General features: G+C 70.7%; 16 protein-coding genes. 6 read left to right on the top strand and 10 right to left on the bottom strand.

Going from position 1 to position 21,966, the window contains the following annotated elements; genetic code table 11:
- Window positions 1–222: 222 nt before the first annotated feature.
- The gene (locus ABFX54_RS39770; RefSeq protein WP_346112000.1) at window positions 223–963 is read right to left on the bottom strand and encodes a YaaA family protein; all 741 of its coding nucleotides are present in this window, start codon (window positions 961–963) and stop codon (window positions 223–225) included.
- Between the two features lie 343 nt (window positions 964–1,306).
- Window positions 1,307–1,537, bottom strand: a complete 231-nt coding sequence (locus ABFX54_RS39765) for a DUF7455 domain-containing protein (protein WP_346111999.1) — start codon at window positions 1,535–1,537, stop codon at window positions 1,307–1,309.
- 247 nt (window positions 1,538–1,784) lie between these two features.
- On the opposite strand from ABFX54_RS39765, the gene ABFX54_RS39760 reads away from it, so the two are divergent.
- Window positions 1,785–3,851, top strand: a complete 2,067-nt coding sequence (locus ABFX54_RS39760; protein ID WP_346111998.1) for a DNA gyrase/topoisomerase IV subunit B — start codon at window positions 1,785–1,787, stop codon at window positions 3,849–3,851.
- A gap of 495 nt (window positions 3,852–4,346) precedes the next feature.
- Here ABFX54_RS39760 and ABFX54_RS39755 read toward each other — a convergent pair whose 3' ends face one another.
- Entirely contained in the window at window positions 4,347–4,841 is a 495-nt protein-coding gene (locus tag ABFX54_RS39755) for a beta-class carbonic anhydrase (RefSeq protein ID WP_346111997.1), read from the bottom strand.
- Between the two features lie 139 nt (window positions 4,842–4,980).
- On the opposite strand from ABFX54_RS39755, the gene ABFX54_RS39750 reads away from it, so the two are divergent.
- Window positions 4,981–5,295, top strand: coding sequence for a hypothetical protein (locus tag ABFX54_RS39750; RefSeq protein WP_346111996.1), 315 nt, complete (start codon window positions 4,981–4,983; stop codon window positions 5,293–5,295).
- A 46-nt stretch (window positions 5,296–5,341) separates the two neighbouring features.
- On the opposite strand, the gene ABFX54_RS39745 is transcribed toward ABFX54_RS39750, so the two are convergent.
- From ABFX54_RS39745 to ABFX54_RS39730, 4 genes are all read right to left on the bottom strand, one after another.
- Window positions 5,342–6,145: an SAM-dependent methyltransferase gene (locus tag ABFX54_RS39745; RefSeq protein WP_346111995.1), complete on the bottom strand. Its 804-nt coding sequence runs from the start codon at window positions 6,143–6,145 to the stop codon at window positions 5,342–5,344.
- 77 nt (window positions 6,146–6,222) lie between these two features.
- Window positions 6,223–7,164, bottom strand: a complete 942-nt coding sequence (locus ABFX54_RS39740) for an ABC transporter permease (protein ID WP_346111994.1) — start codon at window positions 7,162–7,164, stop codon at window positions 6,223–6,225.
- Complete coding sequence (locus tag ABFX54_RS39735; protein ID WP_346111993.1) at window positions 7,161–8,204, bottom strand: sugar ABC transporter substrate-binding protein; 1,044 nt, start codon at window positions 8,202–8,204, stop codon at window positions 7,161–7,163. The genes ABFX54_RS39740 and ABFX54_RS39735 overlap by 4 nt, the downstream gene beginning before the upstream one ends.
- A gap of 100 nt (window positions 8,205–8,304) precedes the next feature.
- Complete coding sequence (locus ABFX54_RS39730; protein ID WP_346111992.1) at window positions 8,305–8,868, bottom strand: thioredoxin family protein; 564 nt, start codon at window positions 8,866–8,868, stop codon at window positions 8,305–8,307.
- A gap of 34 nt (window positions 8,869–8,902) precedes the next feature.
- Here ABFX54_RS39730 and ABFX54_RS39725 point away from each other — a divergent pair, with 34 nt between their 5' ends.
- The gene (locus ABFX54_RS39725) at window positions 8,903–9,274 is read left to right on the top strand and encodes a VOC family protein (protein WP_346111991.1); all 372 of its coding nucleotides are present in this window, start codon (window positions 8,903–8,905) and stop codon (window positions 9,272–9,274) included.
- Between the two features lie 218 nt (window positions 9,275–9,492).
- On the opposite strand, the gene ABFX54_RS39720 is transcribed toward ABFX54_RS39725, so the two are convergent.
- A complete protein-coding gene (locus ABFX54_RS39720; protein WP_346111990.1) occupies window positions 9,493–12,009 on the bottom strand; it encodes a DNA gyrase/topoisomerase IV subunit A in 2,517 nt (838 codons plus the stop codon).
- Between the two features lie 422 nt (window positions 12,010–12,431).
- Between ABFX54_RS39720 and ABFX54_RS39715 the strand changes: the two genes are divergently transcribed.
- Both ABFX54_RS39715 and ABFX54_RS39710 read left to right on the top strand, forming a co-directional pair.
- Window positions 12,432–13,256 carry a TauD/TfdA dioxygenase family protein gene (locus ABFX54_RS39715; protein ID WP_346111989.1) on the top strand — a complete coding sequence of 275 codons (825 nt, stop codon included), beginning with the start codon at window positions 12,432–12,434 and terminating at the stop codon, window positions 13,254–13,256.
- A gap of 362 nt (window positions 13,257–13,618) precedes the next feature.
- Window positions 13,619–15,733 (top strand): RecQ family ATP-dependent DNA helicase, encoded by a 2,115-nt coding sequence (locus ABFX54_RS39710; protein WP_346111988.1) that lies wholly within the window; start codon window positions 13,619–13,621, stop codon window positions 15,731–15,733.
- A gap of 217 nt (window positions 15,734–15,950) precedes the next feature.
- Here the strand turns inward: ABFX54_RS39710 and ABFX54_RS39705 are convergent, their stop codons facing one another.
- Both ABFX54_RS39705 and ABFX54_RS39700 read right to left on the bottom strand, forming a co-directional pair.
- Window positions 15,951–18,749, bottom strand: coding sequence for an ABC transporter substrate-binding protein (locus ABFX54_RS39705; protein WP_346111987.1), 2,799 nt, complete (start codon window positions 18,747–18,749; stop codon window positions 15,951–15,953).
- A gap of 66 nt (window positions 18,750–18,815) precedes the next feature.
- A complete protein-coding gene (locus ABFX54_RS39700; RefSeq protein WP_346111986.1) occupies window positions 18,816–19,709 on the bottom strand; it encodes a carbohydrate kinase family protein in 894 nt (297 codons plus the stop codon).
- A 183-nt stretch (window positions 19,710–19,892) separates the two neighbouring features.
- On the opposite strand from ABFX54_RS39700, the gene ABFX54_RS39695 reads away from it, so the two are divergent.
- Window positions 19,893–21,966 (top strand): bifunctional acetate--CoA ligase family protein/GNAT family N-acetyltransferase (locus ABFX54_RS39695; protein WP_346111985.1); only part of this gene is annotated, 2,074 nt, incomplete at its 3' end.

The raw sequence follows: 21,966 nt of genomic DNA, 5'->3' as shown, positions 1-21,966 counted from the left end.
GTCGGCCTGTGGCTTCCCGGGTCTCCGGACCTTGGGCTTCCCACTGCCAAGCCCCTCGCGTCCTGCGACTTCGGGCCCCGGGCGCTTCGATGACGTCCCATCGAAGCGGATGGCGTCTCGCACTTCCCGGCCCTTCGCGCCTCTGGCCCTTCACGCCTCTGGACTTGGCCGCCCGACTGATCCCTGCGTGTCCCAAGCCGTCGGGTCCTCGCGTAGGTGGGGTCAGGAGGGGATGTGGACGTCGAGGGTCCAGGGGCGGGAGGGGCGAGAGGGGGCGGTGAGGGTGACGGTGTGGCCGAGGTTGCCGAGGAGCTTGGCCAGGTCGTCCGGGGTGGCGGGTTCCGTGTCCTGGGACAGCAACGTCCTGGCGATCTCGCCTCGGGTCGCCTTGGCCATGTGGCTGACGACCTTGCCGTCGCGGAACACCCGTACCGTCACAGAACGCTCGCCCGGCTGCCAGGCCCCCGCGTACGTGCTCGACCGCAGATCCACCACCAGCCCGGGAACGCGGTCGAGCTCCTTGGTCACCCGCGTGCGCCAGAACGCCGCCAGCCCGCCCAGGGGCGGCAGATTGACGCCCATCGACAGCCGGTACGGCGGAATGTGATCTGTGATCTTCACCACACCCCACAGTCCGGAGAAGATCACCAGCGACTCCTCCGCCCGCGTTCTGGCGTCCGCGGAGAGGGTGGCGAGCCCGAGATTGTCGTACAGCACGCCGGTGTAGAGCTCGGCCGCGGGCAGTGTCGGGGCGGTCTTCAGCTCGGCGTTCTTGGCCAGCTCACCGGCCAGCCCAGGGGTCAGCCCCAGCACGTCGAGGGCGTCGCGGCGCTTGGAAGCGCGTACGAGCGCGTTCATCACCCGCCGGCGGGACCGGTCGAGAGCGGGGAAGGACAGTTCGCCGACGGGCGGGCCGGAGCCCTCGGACGCCTTGCCTTCGGACGGCGGCAGCAGGATCAGCACAGCTCACTAGCTTATTGGCCCTGGTCCGCGCCCTCTCACGGATCCGGTCAAGGCCACGCGGACCCGTGGTCCCGCGAGGTCGCGGCTGATCGGCCAGGTCGCGCCGTTGCCGGCATGGCACCTGCCGGCCGCACGTCAGTGCCTTCGTCACGGGCCGCACGCCAGTGCCTTCGTCGGCCGCATGCCAGCGCCCTCGTCACCAAGCCGACCGGCTTCGACGACGGGCCGCCGCGAGCCCAGCCGCCTGCCCTGCCAGGGGTTTCCACGCAGAACGGCGACCCCGGACGTGCCGGGATCGCCGTTCTGTAACGCGATATGTGGTTATCTCACACGACGGGCGTTGTCAGCGCTCGCCGTTGGGGGCAATTGAAGGGGTTTCGCTGAGTCGAGCCGACTCGTCCAGGATGTCGGCGCCCTTTTCACGCAACGCTGCGACGTGCTGACGCCCATGGTGAGCGCAGAACAGCAACTCCCCACCCACGGGTAGGGTTGCGCGAATGTAGGCCTGGGCACCGCAGCGGTCGCAGCGGTCGAGGGCCGTCAGCGGCTTAACGGGGGCGAGAGCTCCAGTCACGTATCGCCTTTCGGGTCACCCCCGCCGAAGCGAGGATCTGGCGTCAGTCACTTGGAACAACATCTAACCGGACGTGGACGTTCCCAACCGCCCCCTCGCTACGCCCAGAGCAGAATGTGCCCGAAAGTAATGACGATCAGCCGGTTGGTAACACCAAACGTGCCACCGTGGCAAGCTTGTACGCGCGCGTAGGGGAAGAGCGATAGGCTACGCACACATGTTCGATGCCTAGGCGGGAGGAGCTGGAGTGACGCTAGTGGAGGCGGGTTACACGGCTCGTCACCTGTCGGTGCTTGAGGGCCTCGAGGCCGTTCGCAAGCGACCCGGCATGTACATCGGGTCCACCGACAGTCGCGGGCTCATGCACTGCCTCTGGGAGATCGTGGACAACGGCGTCGACGAGGCGCTCGCGGGGCACTGCGACCGGATCGAGGTCGAGCTCTACGCCGACGGGTCCATCGAGGTACGCGACAACGGGCGGGGCATTCCCGTCGACATCGAGCCGAAGTCCGGTCTGGCGGGTGTCGAGCTCGTCTACACGAAGCTGCACGCGGGCGGCAAGTTCGGCGGCGGCTCCTATGGCGCCTCCGGCGGTCTGCACGGCGTGGGCGCCTCCGTGGTCAACGCCCTGTCGGCCAGGGTCGACGTCGAGGTCGACCGCGACGGCGTGGTCCACGAGATCAGCTTCCGCCGCGGCGTGCCCGGGATCTTCGACGGCGAGGGGCCCACGGCCAAGTTCAAGAAGAAGTCCGGCCTGCGCATCGGCTCCAAGCCTCCGACCAACCCCACCGGCACGCGCGTGCGCTTCTGGGCCGACAAGCAGATCTTCCTGCCCGACGCCGAGGTCTCGCTCGACGAGATCCACGTGCGCCTGCGGCAGACGGCGTTCCTGGTGCCCGGGCTGACCCTGGCGGTCGTCGACAGCCGGCACGAGGAGCGCATCGAGGACGAGTTCCGCTTCGACGGCGGCATCTCCGAGTTCACCGAGTTCCTGGCCCGTGACGAGCCGGTCTGCGACGTGCTGCGGCTGCAGGGCCTCGGTCACTTCCGCGAGACCGTGCCCGTCCTCGACGACCAGGGCCACATGACGCCCACGGAGGTCGAGCGCGAGCTGAGCGTCGACGTGGCGGTGCGCTGGGGCAAGGGCTACGAGTCCACCGTGCGCTCGTTCGTCAACGTCATCTCCACGCCCAAGGGCGGCACCCACCTGACCGGTTTCGAGCGCGGCCTCGTCCGTACGATCAACGAGCTGCTGCGTGAGACCCGCCTGCTGAAGAACGGCGACGACCCCGTCACCAAGGACGACATCTCCGAGGGCCTGACCGGCGTCGTGACGGTCAGGGTGCCGGAGCCGCAGTTCGAGGGCCAGACCAAGGAGGTGCTCGGCACCTCCGCGGCCACCCGCATCGTCTCCCACGTGGTCTCGCGTGAGCTCAAGGAGCTGTTCGCCAACCCGCCGCGCGGCTACAAGCAGCCGCTGCGCGCCGTGCTGGAGAAGATCGTGGCCGCCGCGAAGGCCCGCATCGCGGCCCGCGAGCACCGCGACAACCAGCGCCGCAAGAGCGCGCTGGAGAGCTCGGCGTTGCCGGCCAAGCTGGTCGACTGCCGCAGCGACGGCGTCGACCGCAGTGAGCTGTTCATCGTCGAGGGCGACTCCGCGCTCGGCACCGCCAAGCTGGCCCGCGACTCGGAGTTCCAGGCCCTGCTGCCGATCCGGGGCAAGATCCTCAACGTCCAGAAGGCGTCCGTGAGCGACATGCTCAAGAACGCCGAGTGCGCCGCCATCATCCAGGTGGTCGGAGCCGGCTCCGGGCGCTCGTTCGACATCGAGGCCGCCCGCTACGGCAAGGTCATCCTCATGGCCGACGCCGACGTGGACGGCGCTCACATCCGCTGCCTGCTGCTGACCCTCTTCCACCGCTACATGCGGCCGATGGTGGAGGCCGGGCGGGTCTTCGCCGCCGTGCCGCCGCTGCACCGCATCGAGCTGACCAACCCGGGGCGGGGCAAGGAGAAGTACATCTACTGCTACTCCGACGCCGAGCTGCACAAGACGCTGCGCGATCTCGAACGGCGCGGCAAGCGGTGGAAGGACCCGGTGCAGCGTTACAAGGGTCTGGGCGAGATGGACGCCGACCAGCTGGCCGAGACGACCATGGACCCGCGCCACCGCATCCTGCGCCGGGTCAGGATCGAGGACGCCGAAGGGGCCGAGGGCATCTTCAACCTGCTGATGGGCAGCGAGGTAGCGCCGCGCAGGGAGTTCATCGTCAACAGCGCGGCCGAGGTCGACCGCGACCACATCGACGCCTGACGCCGCCTTGCCGCCGGGGCCGGTGCTCAGGCGCCTGACCCGCTGTGCCGGGGCCGGCGTCCGAGCCCGCTGGGCCGGAGCCGGCGTCCGAGCCGGTGCTCGGGGTCCGACGTCTCGCCGAGCATCCGCTGCTGCGGCGCCGGATGCCTGGGCCGGTCTCCTCGTCCGGTCCTTTCTTCGGGCTCGGCGTCGGGTCGTCCGGGCGTGTTCTCAGGGGATGCGTCCTGCTGGGGGCTCAGGCGGCCGGTCGGGGCTGGAGGGAGTTCTGGGCGGTCCCGGGCCCCCTGGGCTCTCCTGCGGGCTTTCAGAGCCTTCTGGGGCGCATCTGGCCTTGTTGGGGCGCGCGTCCCACCTTCAAGGGCACCCTGGAGGCCGGGATGATCGCCAGGGACGGTGAACGGAAGCGCTCGGCCGGCGCGGGAACGGCCCCGCCTGGGTGACAGGGCCGCCTAGCGTCCTTCGCCGCGAGTCCGCGAGCCGGTGCCTCCGGGTGGGTCAGTGGGGAGACGGGGTCAGGCGGCCGGTGTGGACGTCGTAGATGCCGCCGGACACCGGCATGTCCCGGGGCAGGAACGGGGTGGTGCGGATGCGGGTGAGGTCGTGCTTCAGCGCCTCGCTCTGGTCGGGCACCGTGTGGAACTCCAGGCTCCTGGTGTCCACCCCGTGGTCGCGGGTCAGCGCGTGCACCTCCGCGTCCGTCACCTTGGCCATGCCGCAGTCCGTGTGCGGCATGATGAGCACCCGGTTCACCCCGAGCACGTAGACGGCGAGCACCAGAGTACGCAGCACGTCGTCCGTCACCCTCGCACCGGCGTTGCGCAGGATCTTGGCGTCCCCGGGTTGGAGGCCGAGCAGGCCCAGGGGGTCGATGCGTGAGTCCATGCAGGTCACGACGGCCAGCCCGCGTGCCGCACGGCCGGTGAGATCAGAGCCCCCGAAGCTCTCGGCGAACTTCGCGTTTGCGCTGTACAGGTCGTCGAACGCATTCATGGCACAAATACTCCCGTACGACTAAAGGTCGGCCCCTTCCGGGGTGGCGACTGGCTGAACTTTGCGAACGTCCCCCGATACGCACTCACTTTGAGTGATGATGTCGTAGCCGTATGTACGTAACCAGAGAAGGTTAGTCGTGAGCAGGTCAGAATCGCTAGCCGCGTATCTCCGGGGCCAGGCCCGGCGCCGCCTCGACCGTGTGGAGTCCAGGGACGACGGCCGCAACGCCAAGTGCGCCCTGGCACTGCTCGACACCGCCGCCTACGCGGCCAGCCTCCCCGACGACGACCCGCTGATCCTCATGCTGGACGAGGCCGGTTGTTTCGGTCCGCTGGGGTGCGAGCAGTTCGACCCGGGGGAGGCGGGGACCAAGCTGATCCGCCTCTGGGAGGGCGGCGAGCCGCACGAACTGCTGCTCGCCCTGCCCGCCGCCATCACCGCCGCGCCCTGAGCGCGGGCGCCCGCACGCGCTTCTGTACGGGCGTCCATCCGGGGTTCTACGGTTTGAGGCCGACGCCCACGTACCACCACTCGCTGCCCGCGAGCTCCGTCTCCCACACCTCCTCGGGGCGCCAGTCCGCCACGTGCGTCACCCCCGGCTCGATCAGGTCGAAGCCGTCGAACATGCGGGTGACCTGCTCCCGGCTGCGGTGGACCAGGGGCGCGTCCACGTCGTCGTACACCTCCCGCGCCGCCTCTCCCACCTCGGGATGAGCGTCGTCGGTGAGGTGGGAGACGACCAGGGCGCTGCCGGGGGCCAGGCGGTCGCGGAAGGTCGCCACCACGTCCCAAGGGTCCTCGCGGTCGGTCAGGCAGTGCAGCACGCCGAGGAAGACCACGCCGACCGGCCTCGTGAAGTCGATCAGCCGCTTCGTCTCGGGGGCGTCGAGGATCGAGCCGGGGTCGCGGACGTCGGCGTCCAGCATCGTGATGTTCGCGTCCGTGCCGGCCAGCAGGGCGCGGCCGTGGACGATCACCACCGGGTCGTAGTCCACGTAGAGGACGTGCGCTTCGGGGTGGACGGTGCGGGCGACCTCGTGCACGTTGTTCTGGTTGGGCAGGCCGGTGCCGAGGTCGATGAACTGGTCGATGCCCAGATTGGCGACGCTGCGGACGGCGCGGCCCAGAAAGCGCCGGTTGGCCAGGCAGATCTCCCTGCTCGGGCCCAAGGCCATGATCTTCTCGGCTGCCTCGCGGTCGGCCGCGAAATTGTCCTTGCCGCCGAGGTAGTAGTCATACATGCGCGCCGCGTTGGGAACACTGGGGTTGATGCCCACGGGAACGCGCGAGGGGTTGGTCATGCCGGCCCTTCAGATCCACACCGCAAACTGCTCAGAACAGATCGTAACGCTCATGTGACCCAGTTTTCGATCTTTCGTTAAGATCGCCGGGCTCGCAAAGCGTGATCAACACTCACGGCGGCCAGGATGAGCAGGCCCTCGACGACCGGGCGGTAGGTGGAGTTCCAGCCGAGCAGGTTGAAGCCGTTGCCGATCAACGTGAGGATCAGCACGCCCACCATGCCGCGCCAGATCGCCCCCTGCCCACCGAGGATGCTCGTGCCGCCGATCACGGTCGCCGCGATGGCGGTCAGTTCCAGCAGCGTGCCCATGTCCGGCTGCGCCGAGCCGCCGCGCGCCGCCAGCACCAGCCCCGCCAGCCCGGCGCACAGGCCGCTGATCGCGAACGCGCCCACGCGCACGGAACGCACGCCGATCCCGGCCAGCCAGGCCGCCGTGGGGTTGCCGCCCACGGCGTACACGCGGCGGCCGAAGGTGGTGCGGGCCAGCAGCAGCGACGTGACCACGGCCACCACCACCAGCAGCAGGGAGGAGGCGGTGACGCCGCCCAGCACGGTGGGCCAGCTCAGCGACTGGAAGGACTCCAGCAGGCCCGCCCCCGGGTAGACGATCGCGCCGCCGGTGATGACGAGCGCCAGGCCGCGGTGCACGATGCCGAGCGCGAGCGTGGCGATGAACGAGTGCACCCGCGACAGCACCACGACCACGCCGTTCAGGGTGCCGAGCAGGCCGCCGGTCACCACGGCGGCGGCGTACCCGGCGGGCACCCCGGCGCGCTCGGTGACGAGCACCGCCACGATGGCGCTCACGGCGAGCACCGCACTGGCGGACAGGTCGAAGACGCCGCAGATCACGCACACCGTCATCCCGCACGCCAGCAGGCCGACGACCACGGCCTGGTCCAGCAGGTTGACCAGGTTCCCCGCGCTCAGGAACGTGTCGGTGGCCAGGGAGAGCGCCACCACCAGGACCGCGACCGCCAGGACGATCCCGTGGTCCCGCAGCGACCTGGCCGTCATTCGTCGTATTCGCCGCTCACCTGGGCCAGCGCGTCCTTGGTCCCCATGCTCGTGCCGGGCCGGACGTCCGTCGCGAGGTTCGTGGCGGGCATCTGCTCGCCGCGCGCCTTGCGCAGCCCCAGCTCCGCGGCCTTGGCGCCGAGGGTCTTGACGGGCAGGTAGTACGCGCCGAACCAGCGTCCCTCGCGCACCGCCTGGACGGTCTGGCGGGAGGCGCCGTTGGCGACATACATGATGTCCTTGCCCTTCGCCACCGCCTCGGCCCCGAGGATGGCCTGCGACGCGCCGATGATCACGTCGATGCCGGGGTTCTTCTGCAGCACGTCCTGCATCGCCTTGCGCCCGCTCTCCTGCGTGTAACCGCCTTCGAGCTGGGCCTTCACCTCGACGCCCGGCGCGGCCTTCAGCTTGGCCACGGCGGCCTGGGTGCGGGCGTTGTCCAGCGGCAGCGCCTTGAGCCCCTCCAGGTAGCCGACCTCGCAGGGGTCCAGCTTCTTGCTCGCGCACGCCTGGATCGCCAGCTCACCGAGGCCCTCGCCGTTCAGCGTGGGCACGTCGATCAGCGTGATCGTGCCGTCCACCTGGGGGTCGGCGGTGTCGTAGCGGGTGCCGACGGGGGTGAACTGCACGACGACGGTGATCCCGGCCTGCACGGCGGAGCCGATCGCCGGCACCACGGCCGCGCCGTCGTTGGCCTGGACCACGAACACCTCGAACCGCTTGGCCGTCACGGCGTCCTGGAGCTGGCGCACCTGGGCCTGGGCATCGAAGTTCGAGTCGAGGAACTCCGCGGTGGCGCCGTTCGCCTTCGCGTACTCCTCGACGCCGGCGAACGTGGCGGCCGAGAAGGAGTTGGCCTTGGCGAAGCCGAAGAAGCCGATCCGCTTGGCTCCGCCGGACGTCCCCGGCGAGGTCGCGGCGGAGGCGCTCGGCGACGGGCCGCCGTCCGCGTTCGAGGTGCCCGTGTTCGGGTTGACGCAGCCGGCGGCGAGCAGGCTCACCGCGGCCAGGCCGGGTAACGCGGTCCATCGTGCGGCCATCTCGGTCTCCATTCGCGTCGTCGGCGACCTGCCCGGGACTTCGTTTCCATGATCATAGGGAACGCGGCGGTACGTGATGAGGCGAATGGAGATCACCGGTTCATCCGGGTTCGTTGCCCGGCTTCCACTTGATGCCGCAGCCGAGCGACGGGCGCTGCTGCTCCGGCACCGGCTCGCCGTCGAGCAGGGCGTCGATGGCGGCCCGCAGCGACTCGCCGGTGACCGGCACGTCGTTGCCCGGCCTGGAGCCGTCGAACTCGCCGCGGTAGGCGAGCCGGAAATCTCCGTCGTAGAGGAAGAAGTCCGGCGTGCAGGCCGCCCGGTAAGCCTTGGCCACCTCCTGGGTGTCGTCCAGCAGATACGGGAACGAGAACCCCGCCCGCGCCGCCTGCTCCGCCAGGTGTGTCGGGTCGTCGTCGGGGTAGTTCACGCTGTCATTGCTGCAGATGGCCACGATCGACAATCTGGCGTCGTAGTCCCCGGCCAGCGCGCCGAGGCCGGCTTCGATGTGCCGCACGTACGGGCAGTGGTTCGACAGGAACGCCACGAGTGTGGCGGGAGAACCCTTGAGGTCTTCGAGTGAGACGCTGCCGCCGCTGATGGCGGTCAGGTCGAAGGCGGGCGCGGGAGTGCCGAGCGGGACCATGAACGAGTTGGCAGCCATGGCATCCATTCTCGTCTGAGAGGGGTTCACGGTAATGGGCGGTATCGCGAAGTTCCGAACCGTTGTGGTGGACTGTCCGGATCCACGGGCTCTGGCGGACTTCTACGCCGCCTTGCTGGGCTGGCCGGTCACCTCGGTGGAGGACGACTGGGTCGTGGTCAGCGACGGCGGGCCGCCCAAGAGGCTGGCGTTCCAGCTCGCGCCCGACCACCAGCCGCCCGCCTGGCCGGACCCGGACCGCCCGCAGCAGTTCCACCTCGACGTGACGGTCGACGACCTGGACGAGGCCGAGGCCCAGGTGATCAAGATCGGCGCGACCAAGCACGCGCACCAGCCCAGCGAGGACGACGACTTCCGCGTCTTCCTCGACCCGGCCGGCCACCCGTTCTGCCTCTGCCGGGACTGAGCTGGGTCGCTGGACGGGGGAGTGGCCGGTCCCGCTTCCACAGCAGGGCCGGCCGCCTGCGGGTTGGAGCTCCTGCCGGCCTGACCCCTGGGGGACCCGTCACCTGTGAATCCGGATCGCGCGGATCCGGCCTCTGCGGGCCCGGGCGCCTGGTTCGGTTCGCGCCGGACCCGCGGGTCCACGTGGTCAGCCGCCGATGTGGTGGCCGGCGGGAAGGGTCATTCGTCGGCGGATGGCTCGTCCGCGCTGGTCACCTCAGCCGACGCCCCGCCCGGCAACGCCTCGGGGCCGGAGGCGAGGGCGCCGCCGATGGCGCCGATCGTGTGGGTGAGCCGGACTCCGGAGCCGTCGCGGCGGCCGATCTCCTCCGGCAGCGGCACCGGCTTGCCCACCGCCGAGACCGCCTTGGCCGGAGCCGGGCCGGCCCAGGCCAGCAGCAGCTCGTCCTCGCCCTTGAGGAAGCGCTGGGCCCGCACGCCACCCGTGGCCCGTCCCTTGGCGGGAAACTCGGCGTAGTCGGACACCTTGCCACCGCCCACCTGGGTGCCGGGCAACGCCGTGGAGGAGCCGGCGACGGTGACCACCTGCGCGGGACGCTCGGGGTCGACCACGCCGAACCAGATCACCCGGGCGCCGTCGTCGAGCCGGATGCCGGCCATGCCGCCCGCGGGCCGGCCCTGGGGACGTACGAGAGCGGCGGAGAAGCGCAGCAGCTGGGCGTCGGAGGAGATGAACACCAGGTCATGGGCCTCGGACACCAGCTCGACGGCCCCCACCACGGTGTCGCCGTCCTTGAGGGTGATCACCTCGAAGTCGTCGCGGTTGGCCGGATAGTCGGGCACCACCCGCTTGACCACGCCCTGCGCGGTGCCGAGCGCGAGGCCCGGCCCGTCGGGGTCGAGGGAGCCGAGCCCGATCACCTTCTCGTCGGGCTGCAGGGACACGTATTCGGACACCGGATGCCCGCCCGACAACGACGGCGGGTTGGCCGAGGGCGGCAGCGTCGGCAGGTCGACGACCTGGACCCGGATCAGCCGGCCCAGCGAGGTGACCACGCCGACCTCGCCTCGCACGGACGTGCGCACGACGCTGACCAGCACGTCGTGGGCGGTCCGGTCGCCCTCGCCGGGCAGTGGCGTGGCGTCGGGGGTGCGGGCCAGCAGGCCGGTGGAGGACAGCATGGCCAGGCACGGGTCGTCGGCCACCTGCAGCGACGTCACCGGGGTGCGGGCGACGCCGGGCGCCTCCAGCAGGACGGTGCGGCGCGGCGTGCCGTATTTCTTGGCCACCTCGGCCAGCTCGCCCGAGACGACCTGACGCAGCTTGGCCTCGGAGGAGAGGATCTCGGTGAGCTTGGCGATCTCGTCGCTCAGCGTCTCCTTCTCGCGGTCGAGCTCCAGCTTGTCGTAGCGGGTCAGGCGGCGCAGCGGCGTTTCGAGGATGTAGGCGGCCTGGATGTCGGTGAGGTCGAACACCTCCATCAGCCGGGTCCGCGCCTGCGCGGAGTCGTCGGAGGAACGGATGACCTGGATGACCTCGTCGATGTTGAGCAGCGCGATGATCAGGCCGTCGACCAGGTGCAGGCGCTCCTCGCGCTTGCGCCGCCTGAACTCCGACCTGCGCCGCACGACCTCCAGCCGGTGGTCCACATAGACCTGCAGCAGCTCGCGCAGCCCGAGCGTGCGCGGCTCGCCGTCGACCAGGGTGACGTTGTTGATGCCGAACGTCTCCTCCATCGGCGTCAGCCGGTAGAGCTCCTCCAGCACCGCCTCGGGGATGAAGCCGTTCTTGATCTCGATGACCAGCCGCAGGCCCTTGTGCCGGTCGGTGAGGTCCTTGAGGTCGGCGATGCCCTGGAGCTTCTTGCTGGTCACCAGCTCCTTGATCTTGGTGACCACGCGCTCGGGGCCGACGTTGTAGGGGAGCTCGGTGACGATGATGCCCTTGCGCCGCGGCGTGATCTGCTCGACCTCGCACTTGGCGCGCATGCGGAACGTGCCACGACCGGTCTCGTAGGCGTCGCGCACCCCCTGCAGCCCGATGATCGAGCCGCCCGTCGGCAGGTCCGGGCCGGGGACGTATTTCATCAGCTCGTCGAGCGTGGCGTCCGGCTTCTTGATCAGGTGGCGGGCGGCGGCCACGACCTCGGTCAGGTTGTGCGGCGCCATGTTGGTGGCCATGCCGACCGCGATGCCGCTCGTGCCGTTGACCAGCAGGTTGGGGAACGCCGACGGCATGACGACCGGCTCGGTCTCCTGGCCGTCGTAGTTGGGCTTGAAGTCGACGGTGTCCTCGTCGAGCGAGTCGACCATGAGCATCGCCGCCGGGGCCAGCCTGGCCTCGGTGTAACGCATGGCGGCGGGCAGGTCGTCGGGCGAGCCGAAGTTGCCGTGGCCGTCGACCAGCGGCAGGCGCATCGAGAACGGCTGCGCCAGGCGCACCAGGGCGTCGTAGATCGCGCTGTCGCCGTGGGGATGCAGCTTGCCCATCACGTCGCCGACGACGCGCGAGGACTTGACGTGGCCGCGGTCGGGGCGCAGGCCCATCTCACTCATCGAGTAGAGGATGCGCCGCTGCACCGGCTTGAGGCCGTCGCGCGCGTCGGGCAGGGCGCGCTGATAGATCACCGAGTAGGCGTACTCGAGGTAGCTCGCGCGCATCTCGGAGGAGACGTCGATGTCGACGATCCGCTCCTCGAAATCCTCAGGTGGGGGTGCAGTCGTGCGTCGGGCCATCTTGTGCTGCGCGGCTGCCTCGGCCGTCGCGCCGAGGGGAAGCGCATCCTCCTTCTGTACTCGAGCAGTAACCGTAGCCGTCAGCCCGCTGGACAAGCGTCAGATCGGCGTGTGGGGCGTCGACAGAAGCGCGTGCGGCCACGGACCGGCAGGGATCGCGACGTGTCCGCCCTTGGAGATGATGGCATGAGCCAGGGCTCCAGTGGCGTATCCATAGTGTCGCTCAAGCCTCGGCCGGCCGAGGCGGGGAGAACCGTAACGATCTGTCTGTCTTCGAGGATACGGCCCGCTGGTCACGTACGGATCCTAGCGGCCCTCCGTCGTTTATCGCAAACGTGTTCGATGCACAGTGTCGAGCTTGACCAAGCAATTGCTTGGTCTTACCGTTCTGCTCATGGGATCCCCCTGATTACGGAGGCGTCATGATCGAGTTTCATCCCGTGACCAAGCACATCGGCGCCGAGGTCACCGGGGTCGATCTGCGCAAGCCGCTGTCGCAGGAGGAGGTCGTCACCCTGCGGGAGGGGTGGCTCAAGTACCACGTGCTGTTCTTCCGCGACCAGCACATCGACGACGAGCAGCACGTGCAGTTCGCCCTCAACTTCGGCACGCTCAACCACCCGGCCTTCAAGAAGGATTCCAGCAGCCCCATCCACGTCCTCGACCAGACCTCGCCCAAGGGTGAGGGCGGGGACGAGTGGCACAGCGACAACACCTTCGAGCCGACGCCGCCGATGGGCTCGCTGCTGCGCTGCGTCCAGTTGCCCTCGGTGGGCGGCGACACGTGCTGGGCCAACACCCACCTGGCGTACGAGACGCTCTCGCCTCCCATCCAGCGGCTGTGCGACGAACTGACCGCCGAGCACGACATCACGATGTCGATGAAGAAGGCGATCTCGAAGGGGCATCCCTTCGACCTGGCCGAGATCCAGGCGAAGTGGCCGCCGATCGTGCGTCCCGTGGTGCGCGTGCACGCGGAGACCGGCCGCAAGGCGCTCTTCGTCAACCGCGCCTCGACCACCCGCCTCATCGGGCTGAGCGACCGGGAGAACGAGGCGCTGCTGCCGTTCCTGATCGACCACATCCGCTCGCCGGAGTTCCAGCTCCGGCTGCGGTGGCGGCCGGGAACGCTCGCCTTCTGGGACAACCGTCCGACGCAGCACTACGCGGTCGCCGACTACACCGAGCGCCGCCGGATGCATCGGGTCACGATCAACGCTTTCCCCGAGCACGCTGACAAGATCTGAAATCATCATTTCCTACGGCACGCGGGCGTCACCGCCACCCACCGCACATGGCTGATGGCCTCCAGGAAAACGCCCTCTGACCCGCACAGGGCGGGCCGCCGTGACGTGCGCATCGTGGGCCGTCCGCGTGGTGACCGGTTGACCACGCGGGAGGCCCACAGAGCGCACGTCACGGCGGCCCGCCCCGTGAACCGGAGGAGCGTTCCCCTGGACGGGGCCCGGCCACGTGCGGCGGGTGGGGCCGGCTCCGCGAAGCCGTAAAGGAAGAAGGCGGTTGTAGGGACGGTCATCGCGGGGAGAAAGCCGCGACAACGAGATGGATCGGGGAGTATTTGGTCGGGGGGAGCTGGTAACAAAGAGGCATGATTGAAGCCCCCGATGCCGCGATGCTGCGGGAAGAGGCCGAGGAGCGCCTGCGGGCGCTGGCCGGCGAGCACGCCGTCCTCCGCGACGACCAGTGGGCCGCCATCGAGGCCCTCGTGCTCGGCCGCCGCAGGGTGCTGGTCGTGCAGCGCACCGGCTGGGGCAAGTCGGCCGTCTACTTCGTCGCCACCGCGCTGCTGCGCGAGCTCGGCGAGGGCCCCACGGTCATCGTCTCGCCGCTGCTGGCGCTCATGCGCAACCAGATCGCCGCCGCCGAGCGGGCCGGAATCAGCGCCGTCACGATCAACTCCGCCAACCCCGAGGCCTGGGAGGAGATCTACGGCCAGGTCGCCGAGGGCATGGTCGACGTGCTGCTGGTCAGCCCCGAGCGGCTCAACAACCCCGACTTCCGCGACAACGTCCTGCCCGAGCTGGCCGAGAGCGCCGGGCTGGTGGTGGTCGACGAGGCCCACTGCATCTCCGACTGGGGTCACGACTTCCGCCCCGACTACCGCCGGCTGTCCACGCTGTTCGCGGAGCTGCCGCCGGGCATCCCGGTGCTGGCCACGACCGCCACCGCCAACGCGCGCGTCACCCGTGACGTGGCCGAGCAGTTGCGCCTGCCCGCCGAGCTGCGGCCCGACGGCGACGACACGCTCGTCCTGCGCGGGCCGCTCGAGCGCGAGAGCCTGCACCTGAGCGTCGTCCGCCTGCCCACCGCCGAGCAGCGCCTGGCCTGGCTGGCCCAGACGCTGCGCGAGCTGCCCGGCTCCGGCATCGTCTACACCCTCACCGTCGCGGCCGCCCACGAGATCGCCGGCTACCTGCGCGAGCAGGGGATCGAGGTGGCCGCCTACTCCGGCCAGACCGAGCCGTCAGAACGGCTGGCCGCCGAGGACGCGCTGCTCGGCAACCGGATCAAGGCGCTGGTGGCCACGAGCGCGCTCGGGATGGGCTTCGACAAGCCCGACCTGGGCTTCGTCATCCACGTGGGCGCGCCGCAGTCGCCCGTGGCCTACTACCAGCAGGTCGGCCGGGCCGGGCGCGGCGTCGAACGGGCCGAGGTGATCCTGCTCCCCGGCACGGAAGACCGCGACATCTGGGCCTATTTCGCCTCGCTGGCCTTCCCGCCCGAGCCCGTCGTCCGCACCACGTTGCAGACCCTGGAAGAGCGCGGCCTGATGTCCACCCCCGCCCTTGAGACCGCCGTCGACCTCAGCCGCAGCCGCCTGGAGATGATGCTCAAGGTGCTCGACGTCGACGGCGCCGTCCGCCGGGTCAAGGGCGGCTGGGAGGCCACCGGGCAGGAGTGGGCCTACGACGGCGAGCGCTACGCCCGCATCGCCGCCGAGCGCGGGGCCGAGCAGCAGGCCATGCTCGCCTACCTGACCACGACCGAGTGCAGGGAGCAATACCTGCGCCGGCACCTCGACGACGACACCGCCACCCCGTGCGGGCGCTGCGACAACTGCACCGGCCGCCACCGTTCCCCGGAGATCGCCGCCCAGGCCGTCGAGACCGCCCGCGAACGCCTGAGCAGGCCGGGCGTCGAGATCGAGGCCCGCAGGCAGTGGCCGACCGGCCTGTCCGACCTGTCCGGGCGGATCAAGCCCGAGCTGGGCGCCGAGCCCGGCAGGGCGCTCGGGCGGCTGACCGACATCGGGTGGGGCAACCGGCTGCGGGAGCTGTTCGCCGGAGACGATCAGCCGGTGGCCGACGACATGTTCGCCGCCGTGATCAAGGTTCTGTCGGCCTGGGAGTGGGGTGCGCGGCCTGTCGCCGTGGTCAACGTTCCTTCGGCGACGCGGCCCAAGCTCGTGCGCGGGTTCGCCGAGCGGCTCGCGCAGGTGGGGCGGCTGACGTATCTGGGCGAGCTGGGCTATCGGGCCGGGTCGCCGGGGCAGCAGTTCAACAGCGCCAAGCGGGTGCAGGCGATCAGGGGCACGCTGGCCATGCCGAAGGACCTCAGTGCGGCCGTCGCCGGTTGCGGCGGGCCGGTCCTGCTGGTGGACGACCGGGTCGACACGGGCTGGACGATGACGCTGGCGGCGGCGCTGGTCCGCCACGCGGGCGCTCCCGCCGTGCTGCCCCTGGCCCTCGCCGTCACCAGCTGACCCTCGTCCCACGGCGTGCCGTCGCGCGGAGAACGGGCGCCGTGGCGCGCCGGCCGTCGTGCGATGCTGAACCATCGTGCGGTGCCGAGCGTCGTGCGGTGCCGAGCGTCGTGCGGTGCCGAGCGTTGTGTGGTGCCGAGCGTCGTGCGGTGGTGAGCTGTCGTGCGGTGCCGGGCGCCAGGAGCCGGTGCCTGGGGTCAGGAGCTGGTGCAAGGGGTCAGGAGGCGGTGCTCACGCCGATGGTGGTCAGGTCGTAGTCGGCGTAGATCGGGCTGACGTGAAGGTCGGTGGCCCTGGTGCCGCGCAGGAGCAGCGAACGGCGCCAGGTCAGCGGCACCAGCACCGCCTCACCGGCCACCCGCCGCTCGGCCTCCGCCCACAGCCCGGCCCTGATCCTCGGGTCGAGCTGGCTGGTCGCCCGGTCCAGGACCGCGTCCACGGTGGGCAGCCGGACACTGACGTTGAACGAGAACTCCTTCTCCCTGATCCGCCTGCTGTCCACCATCTCGGGCAGGAACGAGTACGGATCGGGCCAGTCGTAGATCCACGACTTGGCGATGAGCCCCACCTGGTTCTTCTTCAGGTACTCAGGGCTGCCGCCCTTGGACTGGTGGAACTCCGGGACCGGCGCCGCCTCCAGCGACACGTCGATGCCCACCTCGGCCAGCGTGGCCTTGACCGCCTGCGCCACCGCCGTCTCCTGGGGCAGGTCGCGGTAGAGGTACTTGGCCGGGAAGCCGCCGGCCCTGCCGCACCTCGCCAGGTCCTGCCGGGCGGCGGCCGGGTCGCCGTCCGCCGTCAGCCCGGGGACGGCCGCGTGCTGCCCCGGCACCGTGGGCGGCACCAGCGACGTGGGCACCTCGTCCGGCAGCGGCAGGTCGGCCGTCCGCACGGCGTTCAGGTCGAGCGCGCGCACCACCGCGCGGCGGCAGTCGGGCCGGTCGAACGGCGGCACCTGCGGATTGATCGCCAGCACGCGCACCGTCGTGATCGGGGCGTCGGCCTGGGCCTTGCGCGCGGGGTCGCCGAGCACCGCCGCGATCTCGCCGTCCGGCACGAGCGGCCCCACCTCGGCCTCTCCCGCCTTGAACCGGTCGGCCGCCTGGGCCGCGTCCATCCCGTAGGTGAGCTCGAAGCGGTCGGGCAGTGCGGTGCGATTGGGGTCGGACTCGGGTGACCAGTTGGGGTTGCGCTCCAGGACGACGGAGTTCTCCGCGACCCGGGCGAACCGGTACGGACCCGACGAGACCACCTTGAGCTGGTAACCGTCGCGCGTGTCCTTCGCCTTCGGCACCGGGATCGTCTCGGGCAACTGGACGAGGTGGTCGAACGTGGCGAACGGCTCCTTCAGGTGGAACACGATCGTGCGATCGTCCGGCGTCTCGATCGCGGACGTGGTGACGGCGGTGGGCGACTTGTAGGCGCCCTGGTAGCCGGCGGGCAGGTCGAGCATGAGGTCGAAGTAGCTGGTGCCCTGCTCGAAACCGGAGTCCATGCTGCGCAGCACCGCGTACGCGACGTCGGCCGAGGTAATCGGCGTCCCGTCCTCGAACTTCAGGCCCTGCCGGAGCGTGTAGGTCCAGGTCTTGCCGCCGTCACTCGGCTTGCCGAGCGATTCGGCCAGGTCAGGCACGATCCGCGTCCCCGCCGCGCCCGGGGCCGGCTTGAACATCGTCAGCGCGCGGCCGTAGAGGCGGACCATGTTCCACGACTGCGTCATGTACATGTCGGCCGGGTCCGTGGAGTCCAGGCCGACCGCCGACGCCAGGCGTACGGTGCCGCCCTTCTTGCCGGACGGGCGTACGACGGAGGTGAGCGCGCTCCCGTAGGCGACAGGGCCGGGCGTCGTCGTGGTGGCGGCGGTGCGGTCGTTGAACTGGACGACCATCCAGGCGACCAGCCCCACGACCACCGCCGTCGCCGCCGCGCCCGCCGTGATCAACAGCCCCCGCCGACCCCGCCGCCCCGGCCCGGTCGGCCCCGTCGACCCCCGCCCCGGCGCACCGCCGCCGACCGGTAAGTCCTGGCCCGGTAAACCTTGGGCCGGTAAGTCCTGGCCGGGCAAGTCCTGCCCCGGTAGGGGGACGGCCGTGAAGGCGGCCGGCTCGGCGAGTCTGCGCGTCCCGCCGGGCGTGGCGAAGCCGTCGCCCGCCGCCCCACCCGGCGGCACGGGCACGTGGTCGCCCACCGACCCACCAGGGACGGCCGGTGACGCGCCCGCGGAGCGGATGAGTTCGTGCATGAGCTGATCGGCCGCAGGCCGCCGCTGATGGTCCTTGGCCAGCGCCGCCCACAACAACGGCGCCAGCGCCTCGGGAACCCCAGCCAGGTCGGGCTCCCCGTTCAGGATCCGGTGCATCACCACCGGCAGCGCCCCGAACCCGAACGCCCCCCGCCCCGTCGCCGCGAACACCATCGTCCCCGCCCACGCGAACACGTCGCTGGCCGGCTGCGCGTCCCCCAGGAACTGCTCGGGCGCCATGAACGCCGGCGTCCCCACGACGCTGGAAGTCAGGCTCTGGCTCACGTCCAGCGCCCGCGCGATGCCGAAGTCGATCACCCGGGGCCCGTCCGGCCCGAGCAGCACGTTGCCCGGCTTGAAGTCGCGATGCACCACCCCGGCCCGGTGGATCGCGGTCAGCGCGGTGGCGGTCGCGATGGCCAGCCGGATCAGCGCCTGCCCGCGCATGGGCCCTTCCGCGCTCACATGGCGCTGCAGGGAGGGCCCGTCCACGTACTCGCCGACGATGTACGGCCGCCCGTCGGCCTCACCCACGTCGAGCACCCGCGCGGTGCAGAACTCCGCCACCCGCCGCACCGAGTCGGCCTCGCGCAGGAAACGGCGCACCGCGCGCTCGTCCTCGGTGAACCTGGAGTGCAGCAGTTTGACGGCGACCCGCTCACCGGACGTGGGCGAGGAGCCCAGGTAGACGCTGCCCTGCCCGCCTTCGCCGAGGAAGCCGGTCAGCCGGTAGGGCCCGATGGAAGCCGGATCGCCGGAACGTAACGGGCGCACGCCGGTTATCACGCTCCTCACCTACACGCTAGGCGGATCTTCCACGACAGCGCCGGCCGAAGACCGTCAGAACGGCGGTCGAGCGCCCAGATGCATGATCGCCTTGGCCGCGAGCCGGTTTCCGGAGGCCAGCGCCTCGTGCGGCGGCTTGCCCTCCAGCCACGGCGGCAGGAAGCCGGCGCAGAACGCGTCACCCGCGCCCGTGCCGTCGACGATCTTGTCGACCGGCTCCGCGGCCACCCGCACCGGGTCGGGGCGGCCGTTGCTGTACCACAGCGCGCCCTCGGCGCTCATCTTGATCACGACCTGCGGGAACCACGCGGTGAGCACCTTGGCGGCCGACTCGGCGTCGTCGCGGCCGGTCAGCACCTTCGCCTGGTCGATGTTGGCGAACAGCAGCTTGGCCCCGTTGGTCCATTCGAGGAACGGTTCGGCCCCCGTACGGTCCAGCGGCGCGGACGAGGCGCAGTCGACCGAGATCGACATGCCGTTGTGCCTGGCCATGTCGAGCGCGGCGAGACCGGCGTCGCGCGAGCCCTCGTTGATCAGCGTGTAGCCCGACAGATGCAGATGGGTGCCCTGGGTGAACAGGTCACGCGGCAGGTCCTCGGGCGACAGCGCGGCGTTGGCACCGGGGTCGGACAGCATGGTGCGCTCGCCCTTGTGCGTGACGAGCACCACGCAGGTGCCGGTCGGACGCTCAGGATCCATGACAAGCCGGGCGTCGACGCCGTAGCCCATCAGCTCCATGTCGCGGTTACGACCCGTGATGTCAGCGCCCCTGCGGCCGATGAAGGCCACCTCGGCGCCCTCCACGGCGAGCCAGGACGCGATGTTCGCCCCTGAGCCGCCGCCGTGCATCGTCACGATCGCCGGGGTGTCGCTCGCCCGGGCGAGTGCATAACGGGCGCGAGCGACCGCGTCGGTCATGAGATCGCCCACCACGACGACCCGCGTCATGATGTCACCACCTTGCTGCCTTCAGAACGAGCCTGGCCAACGGCTGAAACGCCACGGCAAAACTAACAGCTTCCGGGCTGCCCGTGGGGCGTACGCCGGACACGGGGTGGCCTTCGATGCACAAGCGTTGCCCAACCGCGCCCCCGGTCTTGGCATGTGGGATGCAGGTTTACGCTCGTGATTGTGGAGGCACAATATCCGGCCCATTGGGAAGCCGACGTCGTTCTGGCCGACGGCGGCACCGCGCATGTCCGCCCGATCAGGCCCGCCGACGCCGACCGTCTCCGCTCGTTCTACTCCAGACTGTCGGACGAGTCGATCTATTTTCGCTTCTTCGGCCCCAGGCCCCGGCTGTCCGACAGGGAAGTCGAGCGGTTCACGAACGTCGACTACGTCAGCAGGGTCGCGCTGATCGCCACGATCGGCACCGAGATGGTGGCCGTGATCCGCTACGACAGGACCGCGCCCGGCGAGGCCGAGGTGGCCTTCCTCGTCGAGGACGCCCACCAGGGCAGGGGAGTGGCCTCCGTCCTGCTCGAACACCTGGCCGCCACGGCACGCGAGCGCGGCATCGAACGGTTCATCGCCGACGTGCTGCCCGCCAACATGCGCATGACGGGGCTGCTGCGCCAGGCCGGCTACACGGCCCAGAGCCAGTTCGAAGACGGCGTCGTACGCATGACCCTCGACCTGACCCCCACCGACACCTCCGCCGAGGTGACGGCCGCGCGCGAGCACAGGGCCGAGTCCCGCTCGATCGCCAGGCTGCTCACCCCCGGCTCCGTCGCGGTCATCGGCGCCTCGCGCGAGCCGGGCGGCGTCGGCCAGACCGTGCTGCGCAACCTCCTGGCCGCCGACTTCACCGGCCCCGTCTACCCCGTGCACCGGGAGGTGCGGGCGGTGGCGGGCGTGCGGGCGTACCCGAGCGTGGGGGCCATCGACGGCGAGGTCGACCTGGCCGTCGTCGCGGTGCCGGCCGAAGGCGTGATCGACGTCGTCAAGGAATGCGCCGAGAAGGGCGTGCACGGCCTGGTCGTGGTCTCCTCCGGGTTCGGCGAGACGGGCGCGGAAGGCCGCGCCCGCCAGGACGAGCTGGCCCGCATCGCCCGCTCCTACGGCCTGCGCGTCGTGGGCCCCAACTGCCTCGGCATCGCCAACACCGACCCGTCCGTCCGGCTCAACGCCACCCTCGCCGCCACCGTGCCTGGCCGGGGAAGGGTGGGCTTCTTCAGCCAGTCGGGCGCGCTCGGCACCGCGCTCCTGCAGCGGGTGGCGCAGCGCGGCATGGGCATCTCGACGTTCGTCTCGGCCGGCAACAGGGCCGACGTCTCGGGCAACGACCTGCTGCAGTACTGGGAGGAGGACGACTCCACCGAGGTGATCCTGCTCTACCTGGAGTCGCTCGGAAACCCGCGCAAGTTCACCCGGCTGGCCAGGCGCATCTCCCGCCGCAAGCCCGTCGTCGTGGTCAAGAGCGGCGGCACCCCCTCCGGTCACTCGGCCGAGGAGCTCGGTTTGCCCGACTCCGCGATCGGCTCGCTGTTCGACCAGGCGGGCTTGATCAGGGTGGACGACCTCATCCAGCTCTTCGACGTGGGCCAGTTGCTGGCCTACCAGCCGCTGCCCGCGGGGCCGAGGGTCGCGCTCGTCACCAACTCCGACGCGCTCGGCCTGCTGGCCGCCGACGCCTGCGTTGCCGCCGGCCTCGAACCGCGCCCGCCCGTCAACCTGGGGCCCGCCGCCGGGCCCGCCGAGTTCGGTGCGGCGCTCGCCAGCGAGCTGACCTCCACCGACGTGGACGCGGCCGTCGTGATCGACATGCCGCCCATCCCCGGCCGGGCCGAGGAGGTGGCGGCCGAGCTGCTGCGGGTCGCCAAGGACGCCGGCAAACCGGTGCTCGCGACGTTCAGGGGGCATCTGGGGATGCATCCGGCGCTGCGCGTGTCGGGAGCTCACGGTGCGGAGTCCACGCCGTCGCGGGGCTCGATCCCGTCGTACGCGGCGCCGGAGGAGGCCGTCAGGGCGCTGGCGTACGTGGTGCGCTACGCGACGTGGCGCGCACAGCCCGCGGCCCTGCCGCCCGAGCTGGACGGCATCGACACGACCCGCGCCAAGGCCCTGGTCCACCAGGCCCTGTCCACCCCGGCCGGCGACGAGACCGTGCCGGACGGCCCCTCCTCGCCCGGATCGGCGCGAGACGGCAACCGGCCCGCCGGGCAGGTGCGGGCCCCTCAGTCCGAGGCGGGCCCCCCGCCCG

The sequence above is a fragment of the Nonomuraea maheshkhaliensis genome (assembly GCF_039529435.1).
In the GTDB taxonomy this organism is placed as follows: Bacteria; Actinomycetota; Actinomycetes; order Streptosporangiales; family Streptosporangiaceae; genus Nonomuraea; species Nonomuraea maheshkhaliensis.
The sequence above is the reverse complement of the archived record's forward strand: the minus strand, read 5'-3'. Positions and strand labels throughout refer to the sequence as shown.

Excerpts from the sequence above, each read along its gene's own strand:
- ABFX54_RS39755 (WP_346111997.1), bottom strand. The coding sequence starts at position 4,841 with ATGAATGCGTTCGACGACCTGTACAGCGCAAACGCGAAGTTCGCCGAG.
- ABFX54_RS39745 (WP_346111995.1), bottom strand. The coding sequence starts at position 6,145 with ATGACCAACCCCTCGCGCGTTCCCGTGGGCATCAACCCCAGTGTTCCC.
- ABFX54_RS39740 (WP_346111994.1), bottom strand. The coding sequence starts at position 7,164 with ATGACGGCCAGGTCGCTGCGGGACCACGGGATCGTCCTGGCGGTCGCG.
- ABFX54_RS39735 (WP_346111993.1), bottom strand. The coding sequence starts at position 8,204 with ATGGCCGCACGATGGACCGCGTTACCCGGCCTGGCCGCGGTGAGCCTG.
- ABFX54_RS39730 (WP_346111992.1), bottom strand. The coding sequence starts at position 8,868 with ATGGCTGCCAACTCGTTCATGGTCCCGCTCGGCACTCCCGCGCCCGCC.
- ABFX54_RS39725 (WP_346111991.1), top strand. The coding sequence starts at position 8,903 with ATGGGCGGTATCGCGAAGTTCCGAACCGTTGTGGTGGACTGTCCGGAT.
- ABFX54_RS39720 (WP_346111990.1), bottom strand. The coding sequence starts at position 12,009 with ATGGCCCGACGCACGACTGCACCCCCACCTGAGGATTTCGAGGAGCGG.
- ABFX54_RS39715 (WP_346111989.1), top strand. The coding sequence starts at position 12,432 with ATGATCGAGTTTCATCCCGTGACCAAGCACATCGGCGCCGAGGTCACC.
- ABFX54_RS39710 (WP_346111988.1), top strand. The coding sequence starts at position 13,619 with ATGATTGAAGCCCCCGATGCCGCGATGCTGCGGGAAGAGGCCGAGGAG.
- ABFX54_RS39700 (WP_346111986.1), bottom strand. The coding sequence starts at position 19,709 with ATGACGCGGGTCGTCGTGGTGGGCGATCTCATGACCGACGCGGTCGCT.